Origin of the sequence: Mesorhizobium qingshengii, assembly GCF_900103325.1 — a bacterium.
Taxonomy (GTDB): Bacteria; Pseudomonadota; Alphaproteobacteria; order Rhizobiales; family Rhizobiaceae; genus Mesorhizobium; species Mesorhizobium qingshengii.
The window spans coordinates 303,679-326,130 of the sequence record NZ_FMXM01000005.1; the positions used below are offsets into that span (position 1 = coordinate 303,679).

The 22,452-nt window shown below is 63.2% G+C and carries 20 protein-coding genes; 8 read left to right on the forward strand and 12 right to left on the reverse strand.

Annotation, left to right across the window (positions count from 1 at the left end; genetic code table 11):
• Positions 1-7: 7 nt before the first annotated feature.
• Positions 8-634 (reverse strand): TetR/AcrR family transcriptional regulator, encoded by a 627-nt coding sequence (locus BLS48_RS10560; RefSeq protein ID WP_091577368.1) that lies wholly within the window; start codon positions 632-634, stop codon positions 8-10.
• Between the two features lie 123 nt (positions 635-757).
• Between BLS48_RS10560 and BLS48_RS10565 the strand changes: the two genes are divergently transcribed.
• The 4 genes from BLS48_RS10565 to BLS48_RS10580 all read left to right on the forward strand — a co-directional run bounded on the left by BLS48_RS10565 (position 758) and on the right by BLS48_RS10580 (position 4,958).
• Complete coding sequence (locus tag BLS48_RS10565; protein ID WP_091577369.1) at positions 758-1,945, forward strand: MFS transporter; 1,188 nt, start codon at positions 758-760, stop codon at positions 1,943-1,945.
• Between the two features lie 10 nt (positions 1,946-1,955).
• A complete protein-coding gene (locus BLS48_RS10570; protein ID WP_091577371.1) occupies positions 1,956-3,236 on the forward strand; it encodes a D-arabinono-1,4-lactone oxidase in 1,281 nt (426 codons plus the stop codon).
• A complete protein-coding gene (locus tag BLS48_RS10575) occupies positions 3,233-4,378 on the forward strand; it encodes an alanine racemase (RefSeq protein WP_091577373.1) in 1,146 nt (381 codons plus the stop codon). The genes BLS48_RS10570 and BLS48_RS10575 overlap by 4 nt, the downstream gene beginning before the upstream one ends.
• A gap of 265 nt (positions 4,379-4,643) precedes the next feature.
• A complete protein-coding gene (locus BLS48_RS10580) occupies positions 4,644-4,958 on the forward strand; it encodes an antibiotic biosynthesis monooxygenase family protein (protein ID WP_091577374.1) in 315 nt (104 codons plus the stop codon).
• A 92-nt stretch (positions 4,959-5,050) separates the two neighbouring features.
• Here the strand turns inward: BLS48_RS10580 and BLS48_RS10585 are convergent, their stop codons facing one another.
• Entirely contained in the window at positions 5,051-5,884 is an 834-nt protein-coding gene (locus BLS48_RS10585) for an AraC family transcriptional regulator (RefSeq protein WP_091577376.1), read from the reverse strand.
• A gap of 361 nt (positions 5,885-6,245) precedes the next feature.
• Between BLS48_RS10585 and BLS48_RS10590 the strand changes: the two genes are divergently transcribed.
• The 4 genes from BLS48_RS10590 (at position 6,246) to BLS48_RS10605 (ending at position 10,878) form a co-directional block, all read left to right on the forward strand.
• Positions 6,246-7,244 (forward strand): LacI family DNA-binding transcriptional regulator, encoded by a 999-nt coding sequence (locus tag BLS48_RS10590; protein ID WP_091577377.1) that lies wholly within the window; start codon positions 6,246-6,248, stop codon positions 7,242-7,244.
• Entirely contained in the window at positions 7,241-8,758 is a 1,518-nt protein-coding gene (locus tag BLS48_RS10595; protein WP_091577379.1) for a sugar ABC transporter ATP-binding protein, read from the forward strand. The genes BLS48_RS10590 and BLS48_RS10595 overlap by 4 nt, the downstream gene beginning before the upstream one ends.
• Entirely contained in the window at positions 8,758-9,807 is a 1,050-nt protein-coding gene (locus tag BLS48_RS10600; protein WP_091577381.1) for an ABC transporter permease, read from the forward strand. Before BLS48_RS10595 ends, BLS48_RS10600 begins: the two co-directional genes overlap by 1 nt.
• Before the next feature lie 78 nt (positions 9,808-9,885).
• Positions 9,886-10,878, forward strand: a complete 993-nt coding sequence (locus BLS48_RS10605; RefSeq protein WP_425284671.1) for a substrate-binding domain-containing protein — start codon at positions 9,886-9,888, stop codon at positions 10,876-10,878.
• A gap of 237 nt (positions 10,879-11,115) precedes the next feature.
• Here BLS48_RS10605 and BLS48_RS10610 read toward each other — a convergent pair whose 3' ends face one another.
• The 10 genes from BLS48_RS10610 to BLS48_RS10655 all read right to left on the reverse strand — a co-directional run bounded on the left by BLS48_RS10610 (position 11,116) and on the right by BLS48_RS10655 (position 22,422).
• Positions 11,116-12,048, reverse strand: a complete 933-nt coding sequence (locus tag BLS48_RS10610; RefSeq protein WP_091577382.1) for a glycosyltransferase family 2 protein — start codon at positions 12,046-12,048, stop codon at positions 11,116-11,118.
• Positions 12,045-12,806: a glycosyltransferase family 2 protein gene (locus tag BLS48_RS10615; protein ID WP_091577384.1), complete on the reverse strand. Its 762-nt coding sequence runs from the start codon at positions 12,804-12,806 to the stop codon at positions 12,045-12,047. The genes BLS48_RS10610 and BLS48_RS10615 overlap by 4 nt, the downstream gene beginning before the upstream one ends.
• Entirely contained in the window at positions 12,797-13,669 is an 873-nt protein-coding gene (locus BLS48_RS10620) for a glycosyltransferase (RefSeq protein WP_143019405.1), read from the reverse strand. The genes BLS48_RS10615 and BLS48_RS10620 overlap by 10 nt, the downstream gene beginning before the upstream one ends.
• 11 nt (positions 13,670-13,680) lie before the next feature.
• On the reverse strand, positions 13,681-15,036 hold the full coding sequence (locus BLS48_RS10625; RefSeq protein WP_208604605.1) for a glycosyltransferase: 1,356 nt from the start codon (positions 15,034-15,036) through the stop codon (positions 13,681-13,683).
• Positions 15,037-15,356: 320 nt separating this feature from the next.
• On the reverse strand, positions 15,357-16,784 hold the full coding sequence (locus BLS48_RS10630; protein WP_167365025.1) for a glycosyltransferase family 2 protein: 1,428 nt from the start codon (positions 16,782-16,784) through the stop codon (positions 15,357-15,359).
• A 488-nt stretch (positions 16,785-17,272) separates the two neighbouring features.
• Positions 17,273-18,208, reverse strand: a complete 936-nt coding sequence (locus BLS48_RS10635) for a phosphatidate cytidylyltransferase (protein WP_091577392.1) — start codon at positions 18,206-18,208, stop codon at positions 17,273-17,275.
• Entirely contained in the window at positions 18,208-18,870 is a 663-nt protein-coding gene (locus BLS48_RS10640; RefSeq protein WP_091577393.1) for a lysophospholipid acyltransferase family protein, read from the reverse strand. Before BLS48_RS10640 ends, BLS48_RS10635 begins: the two co-directional genes overlap by 1 nt.
• A complete protein-coding gene (locus BLS48_RS10645; RefSeq protein ID WP_091577395.1) occupies positions 18,867-19,310 on the reverse strand; it encodes a hypothetical protein in 444 nt (147 codons plus the stop codon). Before BLS48_RS10645 ends, BLS48_RS10640 begins: the two co-directional genes overlap by 4 nt.
• On the reverse strand, positions 19,307-20,632 hold the full coding sequence (locus BLS48_RS10650) for a phosphatase PAP2/dual specificity phosphatase family protein (protein ID WP_091577605.1): 1,326 nt from the start codon (positions 20,630-20,632) through the stop codon (positions 19,307-19,309). The genes BLS48_RS10645 and BLS48_RS10650 overlap by 4 nt, the downstream gene beginning before the upstream one ends.
• A 5-nt stretch (positions 20,633-20,637) precedes the next feature.
• Positions 20,638-22,422, reverse strand: a complete 1,785-nt coding sequence (locus BLS48_RS10655; protein WP_167365034.1) for a bifunctional alpha/beta hydrolase/class I SAM-dependent methyltransferase — start codon at positions 22,420-22,422, stop codon at positions 20,638-20,640.
• Positions 22,423-22,452: the final 30 nt, after the last annotated feature.

Sequence of the window (22,452 nt, forward strand, 5' to 3'; positions counted from 1 at the left end):
ACGGAGACTAAAGAAACAGCCGTAACTGGGTGTGGATGATCGACCGGTAATCCTCGATGGTCCGGCGGCTTGCCGCTTCGCCCTCCGCAAGCGCCAGGCGCACCACTGCACCGGCGAGCTGGAAGATCAGCAGAACCATGCGTTCGAACTGCTCGTGCTTCTCGGGCTCCAGCAAGGCGATGACATGGTCGCAGAACATCTTGGCTTGATACCGGGTTTCGGCGATATCGAGATTCTTGAGGGCCTTGTCGGCCTGGATGGCGTTCTGCAGATCCTGGATGGCCGGATCGCCGGCGACGCGGCTGTGGTAGTCGTCAAGCAACCGGTCGGCAGCGGCGATCACGTCCTTCGCTTCGCGAACGTCGGCGATAATCGCTGTCAATCGCGCGCGGCTGACCTCTGAAAACCGCTCATAGAGCATTGCCAGGATCGCCGACTTGTTGGGGAAGTAGTGATAGACGGTGGCGATCGGCCCACCGGCCAGCATGCCGACTTCCTTCATGGTGACGGCGTCGATGCCCTTCTCGCCGATCAGCCGCATGGTCGTCGACAGGATGGCGTCGATGCGCTCGCGGCTGCGCTCCTGCTTGGGCCTGCGTCGGGGTTCGGTGGCCGTTCGCCTTGCTTCTTCCATGCGCCCGTTCTCTCGCGAGATTGCAAATTCCGATTGACAAAAAATATGATCAAGTATCAGCTTCTAGAATGCTGACAGACTGTCAGTTTTTTTGCCGCGCGGCAAGGACGTTGGGAGGCGCCTTTGACTTCGACAAATGCCGGATACACCGGCGATGGCGATTGGCTGGTCGGCAACCCGACCAGCGGGCAGCTTGCCTCGGCCCTGTGGATCGGGTCGGTCGGCCTGCTCATTCTCGGTCTGCAACCCGTCTTGCTCGGCGCCCTTTACACCGAGGGCCATATCAGCGGCGATGGGTTGGCGTTGGTCGCCACCGCCGAAATGATCGCCATCGCGATCGGCTCTGCGATTGTCGCGATGCTGCTCTCGGCCCACAAGATCCGCTGGAAAAGTGCGGCCCTGCTGCTTCTGCTGGCACTGGCGAACGTCTGGACGGCCTATGCTGCCGGCGCCAATACGCTGATGGCGGCACGCGCCCTGGCCGGCCTTGCCGAGGGTGGCCTTGTCGCGGTCGCCACCGAACTGATTGCTCGTTCGCGGCGCGCCGAACGCATCGGCGGTTATTTCGTCACCATGCAGACGCTGGCGCAATGCGCTCTTGCCCTGTTGCTGGCACTCTATGTTATCCCCGCCGCCGGATCGGCGGGTGGCTTCATCGTTCTCGCCATCGTCTGCGTCGCGTCGCTGGTGGTCGCCTTCATCGTTCCCGCTGACTATGCCGACCTGCCGAAGGACGAGAATCTCGCCAATATGCTGACGGTTCCTTCGATCACCGCTTTGTTGTCGGTCTTCTGCTACTTCATGTTCTTTGGCGCGGTCTGGGCGTTTCTGGAGCCGCTCGGCGCGCAATTCGGTATCGATGGCCGCACCGTCGGCCTGATCGTCTCGGCCAGCCTCGCGGTACAGGTTCTGGGCGCGACGACGGCGACCGTATTCGAGGCGCGCATCGATTATCGTCTGGCCATCACCGCGATCGGTGCCGTGGCACTTGCATGCTCCCTGGTTCTCGCCAGCGGACCTGGCCTCACGACATTCTGGGTCGCCGCCTTGGTCATGGGCTTCATTCTCTTGTTCATCGTGCCCTACCAGATCCGACTGGCGATCACCGCCGATGAGACTCGCACCGCCGTGCTTTTGGTGCCGGCCGCGCAGCTTTTTGGCTTGGCGATCGGGCCGATCGCTGCGTCGCTGCTCATCGACGGCAAGGATTTTCGGCCAGTGCCGGAATTCGCCGCTGCCAGCGCCGTCGCCAGCGTGGCGCTGCTCGGCCTGTTCATCCTCGTGTCGCGGCGTCGCCGCGCCGTTGCCTGAGCGAGGCAGCATGTCGAACAACTGGAGCAACTGGTCCGGCTATGTCACTGCCGAGCCCTGGCTGGTCGCCAGCCCCAATGACGCCGGCGAGCTCGGTGATCTCATTCGTAATGCACCCGGCCCGGTGCGCGTCGTCGGTGCCGGCCATTCCTTCACGCCGCTGGTGAAATCCGAAGGCACGATCCTGTCGCTGGAGAAATTCGAGGGTCTGGTGTCGCACGATAGCGGGCGGCATCAAGCGCGCGTGCGGGCAGGGACGCGGCTTGGCCCGCTCATGCACATCCTGCAAGGCCTTGGCCAGGGCCTGCCCAATATGGGTGATATCGACCGCCAGGCGATCGGCGGCGCGCTGGGCACCGCCACGCACGGCTCGGGACCGACGCTCGGCGCCTATCATACGCAGCTGGAAACGGTCGAGGTCGTCGATGGGCTTGGCAAGGTCCGCGAATTCAAGCGGGCAGGCGATCAGGACATGATCCATGCCATCGGCGTCGCCTTAGGGGCATTCGGCATCCTGAGCGAAGTGACGCTGAACAACATTGCGACCTACCGGCTGCGCCGCCGCAAATGGGTGCTGCCGATCGCCGACATGCTGCGCGATTTCGAAACGATGATGGCCGCGCATCGTTCGGCCGAATTCTACTACATTCCGTTCTCCGGATATGCCCAGTTCATCGCCAGCGATTTGAGCGACGCCGCACCCACCGCGCGGCCGCCGGAGGAAGACGAGGCGGGCCTGAGGACGCTGCGCCGGCTGCGCACCGCGCTTGCCTGGCTACCGTCGCTGCGCCGCCGGCTGATCCTGGGCGCCATAGCCAAATTGCCGGCCGAGGATTATGTGCAGGACTGGCTCAACGTCTATGCCAGCGACCGGCAGACCAAATTCAACGAGATGGAATATCACTTGCCCTACGAGGAAGGGCCGAAGGTCTTGGCCGAAATCATCGCGCTGACCGAGAGGCACTTCCCCGAGGTCTATTTCCCGATGGAGGTGCGCACCGTCGCGCCCGACGATTTCTGGCTCTCGCCGTTCTACAAAAGACTCACCTGTTCGATCGCCATCCACCACGATGCGGCGAGCGACCCGCAGCCGTTCATGCGCGCGGCCGAGCCGATCTTCCGCAAGTACGGCGGCAGGCCGCACTGGGGCAAGATGCACAGCCTCAAGGCGGCGGATCTGAAAAAGCTCTATCCGCGCTGGGATGACGCCATGGCGGTGCGCCGCGACATCGATCCACAGAACCGCTTCGTCTCGCCCTACATGGCCGGCCTGTTCGGCATCGAACCATGAGCGCCTATTTCGCCACTCTTTCGCATGCGCTGAAGGATGCCGGCATCTTCCAACCTTGCCTGCTGCTCGATCTCGACCGGCTGGACAGCAACATCGCTCTGGTGAAGGAGAGACTTGATCCCGGACTTGTCGTGCGGCTGGTCGACAAGTCGCTCCCCTGCCTGCCGCTGCTTTCGCATATCGGCGAAGCCCTTGGCACCGTCCGCTTCATGACTTTCCATCCACCCGTCACGCAAGCCGTGTTGAAGGCGTTTCCCGACGCGGACATTCTGTACGGCAAGCCGATGCCTGTCGGCGCGGCGAGAGCCGTGCTTTCAAACAGCGCGGCCGACTGGTCGCGCGTCTGCTGGCTGATCGACAGCGAGGAGAGGCTGGCGGAATATGACGCTCTGGCGGCCGAACTCGACATCGAGTTGCGCATCGCCTTGGAGATCGATGTCGGGCTGCATCGCGGCGGCTTCGCCAGCCCGGAGGCCTTGTCGAAAGCGTTAAGCGCGCCGACAGCCTACAAAGGCCTGCATTGCGAAGGCGTCATGGCATATGAGGCGCATGCGCCGCATATTCCCGGCCTGTTCGGCGGGTCAGCCAAGGCGTTGGCTGAAGCGTCCAAACGTGCCGCCGCCTTCGTTGCCTGCCTCGGTGCCGACCAGCGCCGAATCTTGAACATCGGCGGCAGCAAGACCGCCCTGCTTCACCACGGCGGCGTTGCCAACGAGGTGTCGATGGGATCGGCCTTCGTGCTGCCCGGCGATTTCGATACGCTTGGCCTCGAAGGCTTTGTGCCGGCGGCCTTCATCGCCACGCCGATCCTGAAAGTGGTCGAGCCAATGCTGCCTGGTCCGCCCGCCGTCTCCCGCCTGCTGCAGGCGCTCGGCCGGTTTCCGCGCAAGGGCTGCTACCTCTACGGCGGCAAATGGATGGCCGAGCCGGTGTTTCCCGCAGGCATGAAGACGAACAGCCTGCTCGGCCTGTCCTCCAACCAGCAATTCATGGGCCTGCCGGCGGATGCGACCGCAAGGCCGGGCGACTACGCATTCCTGCGGCCGACACAGAGCGAGGCCGTGCTGCAGCAGTTCGGATCGATCGCCGTGTTCTCCGGCGGCAGCATCGTCGATCGCTGGCCGGCACTGCCGATGGCGTGATCGACAGGTCAGCCGCCATCAGGCATCGGCGCGTGATGAGCGGTGATTGTTAGCCATCCCCAGCGATGCTATGAAACAAGGGTCGAAAAGGACCTTGGTGCGGCAAACGGTAAGCCCGCTCCCTTCCACCGGATGGAAGCTCCGTTCTCATCCAATATGGGAACCCACGGCAAGCGCAGGGTGTGCTTCACGCCCGGCTTGGCGTGCGGGGTCTTCGCCATTCGGCGTCCCTTCGTTCGCCAGGTGCCAACGAAGGAGAAGAAAAATGCCCATCATTCGCGCCGACATCGGCGTCATCACCCAGATCAATATCTTCACCGTGCCTGGGGGCGGTCAGCAGGCGTTGATTGATATGCTGGGGGAAGCAGCGACGAGTTGCCGTGGCATTCCCGGGTGGATGTCCGCCAGCCTGCACCGAAGTCTCGACGGCACGCGTGTCGTCAACTACGCGCAGGCGCGGGATCAGGCGGCCATGCGGCGCGTCTTCGAGCATCTGCAGGCGAACGGCTTTCTCGATCGCAACAAGGCGTTGGGGCAAGCCCATCCTGGGCTCTACGAGGTCGCTCTCACCGTGGAGTAGGTAATGTGACGGACCGTGCCTTGGCCTCATGCCAAAGCACGGTCTGTTCCGGTATCCATGATCCGCTCCGGTATCTATGATCTGCGCCGGTATCATGACTTGACCGGTATCCAGATCTCCAGCCCGCCATTGCCACTGCGCGGATCGAATTCGGGTCCGTAGCGTTCGAATTCAGGGGCGTCTGATATCTCGTGCCCGGAGGTCGGCAGCCATTTGTTCCAGATGGTGTTGACCGTGCGGCGGATGGTCGAGATGTGCTCGCGATGGGCGAACACGGCATATTTCTGCGCCGGCACCCGCACGCGGCTGAATTCCTTGGGAAGATCGGAAAAGTCGGTCACCTCGACGCCGGCGATGTAGTCGAAATTGCCGGTATCGTCGCCGTTGACGCAGACGCCGTAGGCGACGTCGCCGGTCTCGCCGGGTATGTTGCCGATATAGGGGCCGAAGCGCTGCCATTGCATCGGAATGGCGGCGCTTGTTTCGCAACTGTAGCGTTCGCCGAGGCCGGCGATCAGGAACGGCCGGCTGGTCTCGAAGCGCGGCGGTTCGAGCTTGGCAAGAAAGGACTGGTCCATCAGGATCGGCTCCACGAGGTCGAGATTGTTGAGCGTGCCTTGCGCGCGCACCAGCTCCGGCGTGGTGCCGAACTGATCGCGGAAGGCGCGGGTGAAGGCCTCATGCGAGTTGTAGCCGGCATCGAGCGCGACGCGGAGGATGTCGGGCGCCCCGGCGGCCAGCTTGCGGGCCGCTTCGGTCAGCCGGCGCGCGCGCATGTAGCCCATCACCGAGCGGCCGGTGGCGGCACCGAAAGCCCGTGTTACATGAAACCGCGACACGCCACTGCTTTGCGCCACATCGTCGAGCGAGACCGCTTCCGGCAGATGGCTCTCGACGAACCATAGTGCTTTCTCGGTCGGGTTCATGCGTCTCCTCTTGATTGGCCCAATTTTCGAACCGGCATCTCCTCGCATTTGGTGAGACCATGGTGCCGTCTTTCTGTGATGTCAGTTTGATCGAAATTGCGCCTCTCGCAAATCGAAACGAAGCTGTCGCCAACCGATCTCGCTGCATCGCTACGATTACGGTTCGCCCCGCTGACGGGCCCCGCATCCGAATTTCCTCACCGACGCCTGAGACAAGAAATTGGTCAAAAATAGCCATCGAAGCGATTGCGCAAACGTTTCGATGGCCGTAGGGTGGCTCTCAATGCGCCATCAACAGAGCGCAATGGAAACACTCAAGACAGGGAGAAGCGCGTGCGCGTTGGGCTCCGATCGGGTTGTAATGGCAACCATGGCTGAAGTCGCACGCCGCGCTGGAGTGTCGGTGTCGACTGTGTCTCACGTCATCAACCGAACGCGTTTTGTCTCGCCCGCCAAGGCCAGAGTGGTCAATGATGCGATCGCCGCGATGGGCTATCAGCCCAATGAGTTGGCGCGGTCGCTGAAAGTGGCTTCGACCAACAGCGTCGGCCTGGCGATCTCGGCGATTTCCAATCCCTATTTCACCGACATCATCTGCGCGGTGGAGGCCGAATGCGCGCGCCTCGGCCTCATGGTTTTCCTCTCCGACACGCAGGAGGATCCGGACCGCGAGCTTTCGGTGGTGCGCGCCTTCCATCAGCGGCGGGTCGACGGCGTCATCCTGGCGCCGTCGGGCGCGCCGCAGCGGGCCATCGACTATCTGGCCGAGAAGAAGCTGCCCTGCGTGCTGATCGACCGCTTCGCCGACGATCGCTTCGACCAGATCGGCGTCGAGAACCAGTCCTCGATGCGGGCCCTCATCGATCACGTCGCCTCCTTCGGCCACAAACGCATCGGCTACATCGCCGGCCAGCCGGGGCTGGCGACGACGCGCGAACGCATCGAGGCGTTCCACTCGTCGCTGGCAGCCAATGGACTTGCTTTGCTGCCGCACTATGTGTCGCCCGAGAACGTCGACACGGCGAGCGCAACGGCATCGACCCATGCCATTCTGTCATTGCCTTCGCCGCCCACGGCATTGGTCACCGGCAACAACATGACGACGATCGGAGCGGTGCGGGCGATCCGCGAAAGGGGCCTCTCGATACCGGGAGACATCTCGCTCGCCGGCTTCGACGACTTCGAATGGGCCGATTGTTTCGAGCCGCGGCTGACCCTTGTCGCACAACCTTGCGCCGAGATCGGACGGCAGGCCGCGGCACTGCTGTCTGCCCGCATCGCCTCCAGTGGTCTGAAGCCGCAAGCGGTGCGGCTGCAGGCGACGCTGCATGCCCGTGAATCCTGCGGGAGACCGGCATGAGCGCGCCGCTGCTGTCGGTCACCGGCGCCGTCAAGCGCTTCGGCGGCGTACAGGCGCTGCGTGGCGTCGATTTCGACCTCAGGGCGGGCGAGATCCACGCGCTGCTTGGCGAGAACGGCGCCGGCAAGTCGACATTGATGAACCTTTTGTCGGGCGTCTACACGCCCGACGAAGGCACCATCCAGATCGACGGCAAGCACGTAACCTTCAACAATCCGCGTGAGGCTCAAGCTGCCGGCATCGCCACCATCTTCCAGGAGCTCGACCTGGTGCCGAAGCTCGACGTGGCGGCCAACCTCTTCCTTGGCCGGGAGCTGATGCGGCCGGGCGGCTTCCTCGATGTGTCGGCGATGCGCAGTGAGGCTCGCAAGCGGCTCGAAGCCATCGAACTCGCCATCGATCCCGCCAGGCTGGTAGCCGACCTGTCGATCGGCCAGCGCCAGGTGGTGGCGATAGTCAAGGCGCTGTCCTACGCATCGCGTGTGCTGATCATGGACGAGCCGACGGCGGCGCTGACGGTGGCCGAAGTCGAAAGGCTGTTCGACGTCATGCGCAAGCTCGCCGCCAGCGGCGTCGGCATTGTCTATATCTCGCATCGCCTGGAGGAGGTGCCGCAGATCGCCGACCGGGTGACGGTCATGCGCGATGGGCGGGTGGCCGGTATCACCGAGCCGCACGCGCCGCAGGCGGAACTGGTCAGGCTGCTGGTCGGGCGTCCGCTTGACGAGCTCTTTCCAGCGCGCGCCAAAGCCACCGGCCGGGCGCTGCTGCATTTGCGTGACGCCACCTTCCACCTGTCGCGCGAAAGCGCCGGCTGGCAGGCCCCGACAGGCGTGTCGCTCGATGTGCATGAGGGCGAGATCGTCGGCCTGGCAGGCATCATGGGGGCAGGGCGCACCGAGCTGCTCAGCGCGCTTTACGGCACCGGCCTGTCCGGACATTGGCAGGGCGAAGTCGCCGTTGGCGGCCATCCGGTCAAGCTGCATTCGATCAAGGCGGCGCGCAACGCCGGCATTGCCTTCGTCACCGACGACCGGCGCGGCAGCGGCCTGATGCTGAGGATGGCGGTTGGCCTCAACCTGGTCATGTCGGTCATCTCTCGCATCTCGCCCTTCGGGCTGATGTCGGCGCGGCGGCAAGCGGAAGCGGTCAAGCAGTCCTTCGGCCAGTTCGACATCAGGCCGAAGAATCCAGACATCGCCGTCGGCGCCCTTTCGGGCGGCAACCAGCAGAAGGTGGTGCTGGCAAAGGAGATCCTCGGCAATCCCCGGCTGCTGCTGCTCGACGAGCCGACGCGCGGCGTCGATGTCGGTGCCAAGGGCGAGATCTACGCCCGGCTGCGGCAACTGGCGGCGCAGGGGCTCGGCATACTGGTCGCCTCCAGCGAGATGCCGGAGCTGATCGGCCTGTGCGACCGGATCGTGGTGCTGCGCCAGGGGCGCAATGTTGCGGAATTCATCGGCGGCGTCGACGAGCACACGGTGCTTGACGCGGCAAATGGCAGGGAGGCCTGATGTCTGAACAGAAGATTTCGGAGGCAATCGGCCCGGTGCCCGCCGCACCGGTGCATCGCGATCCACTGGCGCTGATCGTGCGCTTCCAGAGCCTGATCGGCCTGGTGCTGGTGGCGATCGGCGGTGTCATCTTCTCGCCGCGCCGTCACGGAGAGATCCTCTTCCTCGACCCCGACAACATTGCCAACATCGTGCGCGCGGTGTCGGAGACCGGCATCATCGCCATCGGCATGACCTTCGTCATCATCACCGCCGGCATCGACCTTTCCGTTGGCGCGGTGCTGGGGCTGTCCAGCGTCGTCACCGCGACGATGATGATCTCCGGCGGCTTCGGGCTTATCCCCACCATTCTTGCCGTGCTCATCATGGGCATCGTCTTCGGCACGATCCAGGGCACCATCTCCAGCCGTTTCCGGCTGGAGCCGTTCATCGTCACGCTGGCCGGCCTGCAAGCGGCGCGCGGCTTGGCGCTGGTCGTCTCGGGCAACCAGTACATCAACATTTCCTATGGAGACGGGCCGGGTCTGGCACCGCCGGTGTTTGCGATCCTCGGCGAGCGGCTGTTCAACAACACCGTACCGGTCGCCACCATCGTCTTCATCGTCTTTGCCGCGATTGCAACGATCGTGCTCAACACCACGCGCTTCGGCCGCTATGTCTTTGCCGTCGGCGGCAACGAGCGGGCGGCGCGCATTTCGGGCGTGCCGGTGTCGATGGTCAAGGTCAGCGTCTACGCGATCACCGGCTTTGCCGCCGCGCTCGCCGGCATCGTTCACGCCGGGCAGTTCAATTTCGGCAGTGCCAATGACGGCATGGGCTACGAACTGACCGCGATCGCCGCCGTGGTCATCGGCGGCACCAGCCTGTTCGGCGGCTCCGGCTCGATGGTCGGCACCGTCGCCGGCACCATCATGCTGGGTGCGCTAGCCAACATTCTGCAGCTCAACAATATCACGCCAGCCCTGCAACTGCTCGCGACCGCCGCGATCATCGTGCTGGCGGCAGTACTCCAATCCCTCGTTCGCCGCCGCGAGGGTTTGGGTCGTTAGGGAGGTCGGTGGCACGCAAGTGGAAGGCTGTGAAACCAAGGTCTGGCTGCTGAGGCCCGACAAGGAGGAGAGTGAGTTATGAAAACCATTCAAAGAGGATCGTGGCGTCTAAGCTTGCAGGCTGGCCTGCTCGCCGGGACGTGTATGTGCATGGCAGGGGTTGCGCAAGCCGCCGACCCGATGGTCAAGGCCTGTGCGAAGGACGGCCAGTTCATCATCGGCTTTTCGCAAGCCAACAATGCCGAGCCCTATCGCCAGCACGTCAACGACGAACTGACGGCGGCGGCCAAGGAAGTGCCGGGCTTCACGCTGCAGATCGCCGACGGCGCCGGCAACGTCAACACGCAGACGTCGCAGGTCGACAACTTCATCACCCAGAAGGTCGATCTGCTCTTGATCTCGCCCTTCGAGGCCGCACCGCTGACGCCGGCGGTGAAGCGCGCCATGGATGCCGGCATTCCGGTCATCGAACTCGACCGCAAGACGGTCGGCGATCCCGGCAAGGACTACACCGCCTTCATCGGCGGCGACAATTACAAGATCGCGCTTGAGGCCGGCAAATACACCGCCAAGACCTTGCTGCCTGAAGGCGGCGAGGCGGCGGTGCTGGAAGGCCTGCCGAGCTCAACGCCGGCAGTCGAGCGGCTGAACGGCTTCAAGGACGGCGTCAAGGAGAATGCCAAGATCCAGGTCGTCGCCGAGCAGGCGGCGGACTGGGTGCCGGACAAAGCCCAGACCGCGTTCTCGGCGATGCTGCAGGCGCATCCCGACATCAAGGTGCTCTATGCCTCGAATGACATGATGGCGGCTGGCGCGCTGCTCGCCGCAAAGGGAGCGGGCAAGCAGGTCAAGATCATCGGCACCGACGGCCTGCCGGGCCCGGCCGGCGGCATCGAGGCGGTCGCCAAGGGCGACTGGGCGGCGACCTTCACCTATCCGACCGGCGCCAAGGAAGCGATCGAGATGTCGAAGAAGATCCTGCTCGATTGTGCCTCTTCGGTCGAGCCCGTCGTCACCGTCGAGACCACGGCAATTACCGCCGAGAATGCAAAGCAGCTGATGGGCAAGTAGGTCCCGGCTCCCAGCAGCCTATGGACCCAAAGCGGGGGCGCACGAACCCCGCTTTGGGTCCTTTCGCGGGCGATTCCCAGGACCGGCGTGCTGCCGCTGCTGGGCCGCACCATCGGCTCGCTATCCTGCGGCGAACGCCAGCCATCGTGCGGGACCCGGGGTCCAGTGCCTTGACGAACCGGCAAACCATCTCGACCCAGTTTGATCCAAATTGCGCATGGCGCAAAATGGCGCCGCTTAGCGCCGCCCGGGCTGGAAGAGCCGGCGAAACCAGCGCCGGATCTCGCGCGGCAGATGGCGAACTGAGGTTTTTTGCCAGCTGCCCGAATCTGGAACACGCGCGGGTTTGCCGGGCGCGGGCAGAATGGGAACGATCGGCAAGGAGAAGGCGGCGTTGAGTGGCTGTTGCCGCCCCAGCCGCTCCCAATGGATCAGGCCTCGCATGATACGGTCCCATGCCAGCACTGTCGCCACGGCGGTCGACAAGTCGCCGTCTTCAGTCGGCTCGTGGCGCCGCGCGAACTCGGCATAGGCCTCGGCAATGTAGACGCTGAAGTCGAAATGGTCCGGATTGGTGTCGTAAGAATCGGTCAGTGCATAACGCAGCTGGCGCGTGATGAAGGATGCGATGTCGGCGTAATTTTCGTGGTGGATGTGAATGCAATTCGGTGGCTGGAGGACGCGCAGGCGCCTGGCGCCAGTCAGCACTTGCGGCACACGGTGATTGCCAGGCTGCCATGCCACTGTTGCCTTTCGAAAGAACCTGATCTGCTGGTCCGGGTAAAAGCCCGACCCACGCATGATCTGGCCAGCTACCGAATTCCACCTTGGCAAGGCAAAGGCATCGATCTTGTCGCCATGGTCGTCGACAAGCCGCTGCATGGCTTCGTAGGCATCGTCGGCAAGGTATTCGTCGGCATCCAGAACGAGGACCCAGTCATGCCGCGCTTCCGCAAGATACTGGTTGCGGATATCGTCGACGGCATCGACGATGGCGCAAGACAGCACCCGGCAGTCGGCCGCGCGCGCGATTTCGACTGTTGCATCGCTGCTTTGCATGTCGATGACGATGCGCTCGGCCGCCCAGCCTGTGGTTTCGAGTAGCCGTGGCAAAGTCGTGGCTGAATTGCGCGTATGAACGATCAGCGAGATGGCGATGTCTTGCCTCATGCGCCTTCGTCTCCGTCGATGGAATAACGCCCGCGCCAGCGTTCAAAGAACAGTCTGCGCGATGCCTTGTGGCGATCAGGCCGTCGATCGGAGGTCGATTCCAGGTGCAGCGAATCCCATTTCTGGCCGCAGCCGATGCGCACTCCCATCTGCCGTGCGCGCAGGCACAGATCCACATCCTCATAGCCAAAGGGAAAGGTCTCGTCGAACCCGCGCAGGGCGGCAAAGGTTCCATGATCGATCATCAATGCCGCACCCGTTACAGCCTGCGGAAACGTCGTGGCGCGGCTGACCGATGAGCTTGGCCTGCCATGGGCATGGTGATAGGGGCCGCGTTCACCGGCATCGAAACGCACGCCGCAGTGCTGAATCGTGTTATCGGGCAGGACCAGCCTGGTGCCCAGGATGCCGACCGTTTCATGCCTTGCTATCTCAAGCATCTCAGCCATTGCGTTTGGATGCAGGAAGACGTCGTTGTTGAGGAACAGGTAGCGCGCCGCCGGCACGGCACTGGCGCCGCGATTGCACGCCGCGGCGAAGGAATGCCGGCGGTCGAGCCGCAGGATGCGGACATCCGGCGTTGCCAGATCGTCTGCCTGGTAGGGCATGGCGGAACCGTTGTCGACGACGACAATCGCCGTGCGTCCGGGCAACGCTCCGGCCAGACCTGACTGGACGTGCAAGACGCAGGTTCGCAGCAGCGCGGTCAGCCCGTAAGACGGTATGACGACGCTCAGCTCCATGCTGCTCAGTTCCACGACAAGGCGTCTTTCAAACCAGCCCGCATGGCGCTTTCCAATTTCCTCCTATGCAAGGCAGTGCGATAGCGGGATGCCATTGCAGCGCCGCGATCACGCAGTGCGGCGCGCCGCAAGCCGGCGCCTTCCCCGCTGATATCGTCAAGCACCGTCGGTAATCGTGCTGGCTCCACAACGCATGCGGTGTCGCCGTCCCTGAGATGTTCCATGGCGACCACCGGGACCGACACCACGACGCAACCGGCGGCCATTGCCTCCAGTGCCGGCAATCCGAACCATTCCCCCACCGCCGTCGCCAGGAAGAAGCCGCTACGCTTCATAGTTGCCGCGCAGACCTCTTCGGTGTCGTTGTCGATTGGCACGTAGCGCAGATGGCGAACATGTTTCATCGCCCTTTCGGCGATCGTGGCGCCCCGACGTGGCATGAAGGCCACCAGGCATGGGTCCTTGGCAGCGCCGTCGTAGAAAAAGATATCGGGGATGGAGATGCCGACGTCGATGGCTTCGCGCCCGGCCACGGTCCTCGCATAGCGTGCGGCCTGTTCCCAGCAAGATAGAATGGTCACATCCCGGTCGTGCAGAACTGGATCTATCAGAGGGTCGGTGCCCTGGCAGTGGAAGATCAGCCGCGCTCCGGTTGCCTTCAGCATTGGGTAGTCGTGCGGCAGCGAAAAGACGAGCGTGTCGCTCGGACCTGCATTGGCAAGAATATTTTGCCTGTCGACAACGGGTTGGCCGCACCGGAACCACGACGGCGCAAGGCCCCCAGGGGTGGCGACCGCAATCGGCGCGCCGGCCTCGGACAACAGTTGTGCGAACTGGAAGCCGACCTTGATGCCGCCATGGATGCCGATGCCGGGCAAAACGTAATAGTTCATCTGCGCCCCATGCCGCGGCGCCGCCGGCGATGCCAGGCGCCCTTGATTGCGAGGCGGCGGAGCAGGACCCAATGCATAACCGCGAGTGCCGCGGCAAGAGTTCGACCGTAGTGCAGTCGAGCAAATTTGAGCCGCGCAGCGTCGATTAACCGGATCCTGCCGGAGGACGGGATATCCGCGCCGTGCTGGCCAAAATGTGGCAAGACATGACCAAGCCTTATGACATCGAGCCCGCGTCGCGCCATTTCAAAGCCGATGGCGACGTCCTCCATGTAGCAGAAATATCGATCGTCGAAACAACCAATGGCTTGAAACGTGTCGCGGCCCACGAACAGAGCAGCGGCGAGTGGCCAGCTCCAGCTTTCGAGGTCATAGCCGGGCAAGCGCCTCAGGCGCCTGGCAAGTTTGGCCATGCCGTTATTGTCAAGAATGTCGGCCGTCAGCTTGAGTCTGGAGTAACCGGGCTGACGGCCGGCTGTCGGATTGCCGTGCCAGTCGACATAGTCCGGCACGACCATCGCATCGGGTCTTTGGCGAAGTGTGGAGAGAGCAGCCTCGACCGCCGCCGGTGTCATAAGGCAGTCGGGATTGAGAAAGCACAAATGCACGGCGCTGGTGGCTGCCGCGGCTCGGTTGGCTGCGGCGGCGAAACCTTGATTGCGCGTGTTCCTGATGATTGTCACGCCCTCGCGCGTCACATGATCGAGCGTCCCATCGGTCGAGGCATTGTCGATGACGATGACCTCATGCTTTCGGTTCGTCAGGGCGTCGAGGCAGTAACCGATGACCTTGGACGAGTTGTAGGTGATGATGATGAATGCCAGTTCGGCAGGCTGCTCCACCAGGGTGTTCTTCGCTGGTGAAGAACCGGCTGGACCGTCGTCGAGAAGGGCATGCATGGCCATGACGGATTCAAATTCGGGGCCATTGCAGAAATTGCTGAAATGCGCGATCAGCGCGCCTGGTCGAGGAAAGTGTTCGTCCCAGTGTCCGCAGTGGTTCCACTGCCAGGGCAGCGATGTGCAATGTTGCGGCGCTACCGTGTTCGCCCACACCTGGAAGTAGTCCTGGTCGGCGATCATGTAGTTGTCGGCCATATTGTCGGCGGGCAAGACACGCCGCCGCCCATCGGCCCAATCGAGAAAGCGCCTCATCTCATCCGCATAAGCGAGCACGACGCCGCTGTTGAAGTGGCGAAAATGATGTTCCGCCGGCGCCGCCGCTGAAGCATCGATAAAGGCCAGCGAGTGGCGGCGATAGCTTTCAAGGAAATCGGCTCGCGTCATTCCAGTTCCGGCAATGCCGGTCTGCTCGACCATGCCGATCCGCCGATCGCCCAGCGCCGCCACCATCTCTGCTGCTCGGAGCGGACGCAATAGCACCGCATCGACATCGACCTGGAGAATAATCTGGGCACCGGTCTGTTCAAGGCACCAGGTCAGTGCGTCGAACTTGGCGAGGAAGCGGCTGGACGGGTATTTCGGTGCCGGGAGACTGATCAGGTTGAGATGGATGCGCGGCGACTGGGGCAAGAAGGGCGCCACGGCCGAATCGGCCGTCATATAGATCTCAAAATCCGTATGCTTGAGAAAGGACGTCAGCGCTTCGCGTGCCGCCAGCGCATAGCCAGGCTTGCCCACCGCAAGCATACAAATTGCCGCCGTCGGCTCGCTCATTTGGCCGGGTCGCCACGCATGGCAGCCGGCATCTCTGGCGGCGCATGCACCATGTCCGGATTCCGCTGCGCGCCAAGATTGCCCATCCGTTCCGAGCCGAAACGCTCGGCCAGCGAACCGTGCGGTCGGTCGTTGATGCTGCGCGAGAGCACCTGCCAAAGCTGCGCCAGCGAGCAGTCGGCTGCCGCCAAGACCTCGGCACCGCTGCCCTCGCCATGCAATTTCTGGCCCGTCTGCTCGCCGAGGCTAAGAATCCGCGCAGGACTCGTCGACCTGATTGTCGCCACCAGCGATGGCGACGCTGCCGCGCCGAAGAGCAGGGCGAAATCGACACAGCGCCCATTCACGCGTAGCCACTTCGCAAGGTGGGTCCGATGGCGCCAGCCCTGGAAGACTTCAACACCTTGTTGCTCAAGCGTCTCGACATGTTGCTCGAGCCCGGCGCCCTGAAGCCAGAATTTCACCACCAGCCCACGATCGACGAGAGCCTCGATGATCCGCAGGATCCGGTCTGAATCAGAGCCCCCAATCAGGCGGGCTCCTGGCCGGGCGACGACAAGAACAATCTTGCGCAGCGCCGCCTGCTGGCTCGCCAGCAGCCTGAATTCGCCTGCGATGAAATGTTCGCGCGACAGAACATGCGCCCATCGCTCGACGAACTTTCGCTGGTTGACCCGCAGGAAGGACTTGGTGCCGACCTTGGGATCCTTGCCATGCGAAAACCCTTCCAGATGATAGACGATCGACCGTGGTTGGTAGAAAGTTCGCAGTCCCTTCTCCCGCAGGCGGAAGGCAAGGTCAGTGTCCTCGTAATAGGCAGGTGCAAAGACTTCGTCGAAACCATGAAGCGCGGCAAACGTGCCGCGTCGGATCAGCAACGATGCGGCCGAGCAGTAATCGACCTCGCGAACATAGTTGTAGTCGCTGAGCATGGCATGGTCTGAGCGACCATAATTCCAGGCGGATCCGTCGCGCCAGATGACGCCCCCGGCTTCCTGCAGGCTGCCATCGGCATTGAGCAGCTTCGATCCGACAGCACCGCATTGCGGATAGCGGTTGAACAACTCCAACATTGCATCCAGCCAGCCTGGCGAAACGGCTGTATCATTGTTGAGAAAATGCAGAAATTCTCCGCTCGCCAGCGTCGCACCGAGATTGCAGGCACGGAGGTAACCGAGGTTTTCTCCGGTGTCATGAAATCTCAAGCCGGGAATTCCGGCCATCACTGCCATTTCGGGATCGCCGGAAGCGTCCTCGACGACAATAATCTCGATTGGAACCGAAGGAGGATTTGCTGCGATCGATCGCAGGCAGTGCAGCGTCTGGGCGAGGCCACCGAAGGCGCTGATGATGATGGAAACGCAGGGCGCGGGCGGACGGTCGAACGCGAGACCCGCGGTGGAAATGTCCGTTGCGGTGAACACGGCTCTGCCTGCCGGCGCGACCGACGATGACGATCTGGCGTCAATCCAACGCCCGACGCGGAAAACCAGCCCCTTGCTCGCCTGCCGTTTCAACGACCCGACCAGCTCCGGAAACCGCAAATATCAGTCATTTCGCGCGAGCCTTTCGTCATGAAGCTCGACCCAGGTGCTTCTTATGGTCTCGAACAACCCGCTATGTGTTCCCATGAAAGTCGGCAGGTCAACCACGCCGGCACACAGTATTTTTCGCCCCATTTGCGCAATCGTCCACCGACAACGGTTCCATGCCGGTATCAAAGCCGCTTGTCACCATCCAGATGCAGGCAACTTCGTTTTCCCCATCACCGTCGACAGTTATGGCAAGCCGCTGTTCCAGCGGGTTTTCGCCTGACAGCAGCGAGCGGCATGTTGAGCGCGTAATGGTATTTTCGGCGTTACCATGCTCATCCGCAAATGTCTCTGATCGCGGTGGGCAAGAGTTCGCCGGCTCAGACCGTCCAGAAATAGCGCACGATGTGAAAGAAGATCGGGGCAGCGAAGACCAGGCTGTCGGTACGGTCCATCATGCCGCCATGGCCTTCGATGAGATGGCCCCAATCCTTGACCCCCTGGTCGCGCTTGATGGCGGAGGCTACCAGCCCCCCCAGAAATCCCATCGAGCAGGCGACGAAGGCTACACACGCCGCCTGCAGTGGCGAGAAGGGCGTCACGAACGACAACAGCGCGCCGAGCAAGCTCGCCGACACCAGTCCGCCGATCAGGCCCTCCCAGGTTTTCGACGGCGACACGGTTGGCGAAAAACGGCGTTTTCCGAAAAGCTTTCCGAAGATGTACTGCAGCACGTCGCTGCCTTGTACCACGATGATCAGGAACGCGATCAACAACAGGTTGCGGCCTTCGAAGCCTGGCACATCGAGCGTCAACAGCGCGGGAACATGGCTGACGCAATAGACCGAGATCATCACCGCCCATTGCTGCGCGGCGATTCGCTCGAGAAAGCGTTCAGTGTCGCCATGCAGCGCGGTGATGGCCGGCATCAGCAGGAAGCAGTAGACCGGAATGAAGATGACGAAGAGCCCGTACCAGGCGGTCCATACCAGCCAGTATTGAAACGGTATGATGATGCCGAACATGCCAAGCAGCACCCAATGGTCGCTGCGGCTTGTATGCGTCAGAGTCACGAATTCGCGTAGGGCGGCGAAGGAAATCAGCGCGAACAGGATGGTCATGCCGTAGCGACCGAAGAAGAAGGCGACCGTCATCAGCGCCACCATCACCCACCAGGCGTTGATGCGCTGGGTGAGATTGACCAGCGTCGAACTGAGTGGCTTCGGCGCCCGCGCGCAAAGTATGGCGGCGACGATGCTGGCGGTCGTCAGCACCGCGAGCAGGCCGATGATCAGAATGGAGATGTCGTGGCGCATCAATCGTTTCGCTCGGGACGCGGGTTGAGCGCCAGAAGCGTGGCGTGGGCGCGGTCGAGAAAGGCGCGGCGCTCTTCGCCAGGGGCCACCGTCACGGGTGCGCCGAAGACGACACGGCAAAGCAGCGGCACCGGGAGGAACTGGCCCTTGGGCAACACACGCGACATATTCTCGATCCAGCACGGGATCAGTTCGACCTCCGGCCGCGCCATCGACAGATTGTACAGTCCGGAGCGGAAGGCCAGCAGCGGCTGGTCGGTCATGTTGCGGGTGCCTTCGGGAAACAGGATCAGCGAGTGGCCCTGGTCGAGAACCGACAGCATGATCTCGATCGGGTTTTCCTCCGGCCTGGTCCATTGCCGGTTGATGAGCACGGACGACAGCATGTCTTCGGCGATGAAGCGGCGCAGCCGCGACTTTCCCCAGTATTCGCCGGCAGCCACGGCATGGGTGATAGCGCGCTCTTTTTCGCTCAGGCAGGCCGACAGCAGGATGAAGTCACCATGGCTGGTGTGATTGGCGAAATAGATTCGCTGCCGGTCCGACGGCAAGCTGCCATTCCAGATCGGACGCACGCCGGTCACCACCCAGGCCAGCGCCGAGAGGCCGACGGAGGTTGCCGTCTGCAGCATGGTGAAGGTCCTGAGCGAAAGCTTGCTCATCGCGGCGCCCAAAATCCCGCCGCGAAAAGCATCACCACAAACAGGCCGAGGGCGGCGCGTTGCCGGGTGAGCAACCGACGCGTGCCGGCAACGCGGTCATCGAATTGGCGTGTGGCGGACGGGATGGGCTTCAGGCGCATGCGCGCCAGCATGTCATCCACCGCGGCACCGCTGGAAGCCTCGTCGTCATGGCTGGCCATCAACCGGAACAGCAGCGCATCGAATACCAGCAGCGTCGAAAGCGCCAGCACGGCGACAGCGCTCGCAGCGGCGACCGAAAGGGCGACGGCTGCGGGCAAGGTCTCGAAGGCGCCGCGCGCCGAAGCAGCCAAGGGCGTGAGGATATTTGCGGCCACCACAACTGCAGCCGGCCATGCGGCCTGCTGCATCAGCATGCGGGCGAGGCGATTGGCGCGTTCCCGGCAGGCATTGTCCGTCATGACGCCGCTCGCTCCGCGGCCTTGGCAAGATGAACCGGCCGGCCGGCCGCCATGAGCATCTCGCGGGCAAGCATCGGCGTCCCGGCTCTGCCTGTCGCCACCAGCCATTCGGCGACGACGCCGGCGCTGCGTTGGAAACCGAGCGCGCAGCACACCAGCACGGTGCCGTCGCGGCGCGCGCTCTCCAGCGCGCTGGCGATCTGCTGCTGTATCGTCACTGGCGGCGGCAACAAATCGATCATCGGCAAGCTGATCCAACGGCAATTTGCTCCCGCCGGCTTTTCAAGTTCTGCGGCGAGATCGATGACCGTGCCGAAGCTGTTGGCTTCACTCGCCGTTGGAAAGCGGCCGAGAAAGACGCCATCGGTGACGGCCACGAGCGGCGGGAGCTTGCGCGTCCATATCGCGATATTGACCCTGGCGCCCAGTCGATAGGGCGAAAGCAGGATGCGGCTTCCCAGGGACACATGGCCTTCCGCCGTCTTCTGGAACACCTTGGCGCTGGCCCCGGCATAGACAAACGCGACGATGGCCAGCGCCAGCGCCGGCCAAAGCAGGAAAAGCGCGACAGCGGAAAAGAAGGCGCCGAACGCGGCGCCGGCCAGCGCAAGGACAGCACCCAGCGCATAGAACCGCGCCAGCCGACGCGCTTTCGCATCGCCGGTCAGTCGGGCGCCCGAAAACGGCAAGTCGCCGCTGCGCGGAAACAGCCACAGCGCAAAAAACCCGAGCAGCGCGCCGGTGGGGATGTCGATGAAATGATGTTGCCAGGTCGTCAGCACCGAGACGCCGATCAGGAAGCACCAGGCATGCCAGAGCGGCAGGAAAAGGCCGCCGAGCCGGTGGCGCCAGTGGTCCCAGATGATCACCAGCAGGGCGATGTGCAGCGAGGGCGCCTGGTTGAAAGGCTTGTCGAAACCGCCAAGCACGGCAAACAAGAAACCCGGCACTCCGGTCGTTTCCGGTCGCACGAAAGTCGCGGTCAGCGGGAACAGAACGAAGCAGGCCACGGCCACGATCTGCGCGGTGAGATAACGCCCGGCCAGGCGGTCGACCCCTTGCCTGCTGTCGTTGAGCAACAGCGACAGGCCGTAGAAAAGGTTGATCGACCAGTAGGGTACGATGGTCCAGGCGATGAACGGGATGCTTTGCTCCCAGGAGAACACGATGCTGCCGACATCGTCGCGCCGTGAAGCCAACCAGTTGGCGAAACCGTAGGTCAGGTAGAAGAAAGGCGTCAGGAAGGCCAGCCAAAGGGCTGCCCTGAAGACCACCCGGCCGTAAGGTTCGGCGCGCTCCGTGGATGCATGCGATGACACCATCCTGTTCAGCGCCGCCGTGCGACCGAGACGGTGAAGATGCCCCATTGGTCGATGCGCTGGTCGACTTTCTCGAAACCGGCGGCTTCGACGAGCTGGTCCATTTCGCCTTGCGTGCGCCGGCGCATGACCCAGGCCTGGCCGCCGCGATGCGAGGTCAAGCTGCGCGCGATCATCTCCAACTGCGGATGCCAGGGCTGGTTGGTGTAGAGCAGCAGGCTTCCCGGCTGCATGGCGCGGGCCAATCCACCGAGCGAGCGGGTGATCATCGCATTGTCGGAGAACAGTTCGTAAAGACCCGACACGATGGCGAGGTCGGGCGCCGGATCGACGGCAGCGAGCATGTCGGCATCGAAAGCGTCCGCGCGCTGGAACGAGACGCTCGCCGGCAATTGCCGCTCGGCGATCAGCTTGCGGCCAAGCTGGACGTTGAGGTCGGAATAATCCTGCAGACGCACGCTCGCCGGCTGATCGGGGCACTTCACAATGGCATCGAGAACATAGCGGCCGTGACCGGCGGCGATGTCGAGAATGTGTACTGGCCGGCCGGCGGCCTTCAGTGTCGCCAGGCAGGAACCGATCAGCTCTTCGAGATGCAGCTTGCGCTGGCGGATGCCGCGCCAGCCGATCGCTTCCAGGAAGATGCGGTCGACGACGCGGCCGAGGGGTGTAAGACCCCGCGCTTCGTTCTCGTAGACGTAATCCAGCGTCGAGCCCGAATCGAAGCCGGTGGCGACGCCCGCCTTCATCCCGGACGAGAACCAGGCGCCCGTGCGGATGGAGGCACGGCTGAATGCCCAATAAAGGCCCTTGAGCGACAGCGGATCTAGTGGCGAGGCAAGCCTGTCGGCCTCGTCGCGCGTGTAGCCGGCGATATCCGCCTGCTTGAGGTCGACCGGCGCGTCCGGCGTGGCGAACTGCCTGGCAAGGAAGGGCCGGATCAGGTCGAGGGCCTGCGCCCGGTCGCGCTCGCCCAGCGTGTCATGGAAGAAACCCGGCAACACATGGCGTTCCTTGGTCCGGCTGCCGAGATTGACGAAGAATTCGTGCTGCGGGCCGTGGCGCACCACCCAGTCACTCCCCGAAAGCAGAAGCTGCGTCGGCACCGTGATGGCGCGGGCGTCAGCAACGATGCGCGCCGCATGCTGGTAGAGCTCGACCAGGATGTTGGAGGCGATCGGCCGTGTGATCAGCGGATCGCTCTCGAAAGAGGCGATACGCACGGGATCATGGGTCAGGAACTTCGCCTTGACGTAGGAATTGACGAAGAAGCGCCCCTTGATCTTCTGCCAGAACGCGATGCCTTCCTTGGCGAAGGGCACGTAGAGTTTCACCGAAAAGGCCGGCGAGGCAAGCACCATGGCACGCAGCTTGGGCGCATAGTCGTGCACCCAGGCTGCAGCGAGCACGGCGCCGAAGGACTGCGCGATCAGCGCAATGTCCTGCGTGGCGAAGCCATCCTTGACGGCGATCTCACGCATGAAGTAGTCGATGTCGCGCACCAGGGCCGAGAAGGAAGGGGCATACCCGCGCTCGCCGGACGAGCGGCCATTGCCGCGAGCGTCCCAGGCGTAGAAGGCGTGGTCGGGCATTTGCAATTCGTCGACGAGATGGGCCATGCGACCGCCATGCTCGTGGCCGCGGTGGAAGAGCACCACCGCGCCTCTGGTATCGGCGGAAGCCGCCGGCCAGAACCGGTAGAAGATCTCGGTACCGTCGTGGCTGCAGAAGACACGCTCTTGCGCCTGCCGGTCAAGGTTTTCCGCAACCGCGGCTGCGATTGGCTCGTGCATCATGGTCTTTCCCCCTGGCGGCATGGCGAG

Coding starts and splice junctions, on each gene's coding strand:
- BLS48_RS10560 (WP_091577368.1), bottom strand. CDS start 634: ATGGAAGAAGCAAGGCGAACGGCCACCGAACCCCGACGCAGGCCCAAG.
- BLS48_RS10570 (WP_091577371.1), top strand. CDS start 1,956: ATGTCGAACAACTGGAGCAACTGGTCCGGCTATGTCACTGCCGAGCCC.
- BLS48_RS10575 (WP_091577373.1), top strand. CDS start 3,233: ATGAGCGCCTATTTCGCCACTCTTTCGCATGCGCTGAAGGATGCCGGC.
- BLS48_RS10580 (WP_091577374.1), top strand. CDS start 4,644: ATGCCCATCATTCGCGCCGACATCGGCGTCATCACCCAGATCAATATC.
- BLS48_RS10585 (WP_091577376.1), bottom strand. CDS start 5,884: ATGAACCCGACCGAGAAAGCACTATGGTTCGTCGAGAGCCATCTGCCG.
- BLS48_RS10590 (WP_091577377.1), top strand. CDS start 6,246: ATGGCAACCATGGCTGAAGTCGCACGCCGCGCTGGAGTGTCGGTGTCG.
- BLS48_RS10595 (WP_091577379.1), top strand. CDS start 7,241: ATGAGCGCGCCGCTGCTGTCGGTCACCGGCGCCGTCAAGCGCTTCGGC.
- BLS48_RS10600 (WP_091577381.1), top strand. CDS start 8,758: ATGTCTGAACAGAAGATTTCGGAGGCAATCGGCCCGGTGCCCGCCGCA.
- BLS48_RS10605 (WP_425284671.1), top strand. CDS start 9,886: ATGAAAACCATTCAAAGAGGATCGTGGCGTCTAAGCTTGCAGGCTGGC.
- BLS48_RS10610 (WP_091577382.1), bottom strand. CDS start 12,048: ATGAGGCAAGACATCGCCATCTCGCTGATCGTTCATACGCGCAATTCA.
- BLS48_RS10625 (WP_208604605.1), bottom strand. CDS start 15,036: ATGGTGGCGGCGCTGGGCGATCGGCGGATCGGCATGGTCGAGCAGACC.
- BLS48_RS10635 (WP_091577392.1), bottom strand. CDS start 18,208: ATGCGCCACGACATCTCCATTCTGATCATCGGCCTGCTCGCGGTGCTG.
- BLS48_RS10640 (WP_091577393.1), bottom strand. CDS start 18,870: ATGAGCAAGCTTTCGCTCAGGACCTTCACCATGCTGCAGACGGCAACC.
- BLS48_RS10645 (WP_091577395.1), bottom strand. CDS start 19,310: ATGACGGACAATGCCTGCCGGGAACGCGCCAATCGCCTCGCCCGCATG.
- BLS48_RS10650 (WP_091577605.1), bottom strand. CDS start 20,632: ATGGTGTCATCGCATGCATCCACGGAGCGCGCCGAACCTTACGGCCGG.
- BLS48_RS10655 (WP_167365034.1), bottom strand. CDS start 22,422: ATGCACGAGCCAATCGCAGCCGCGGTTGCGGAAAACCTTGACCGGCAG.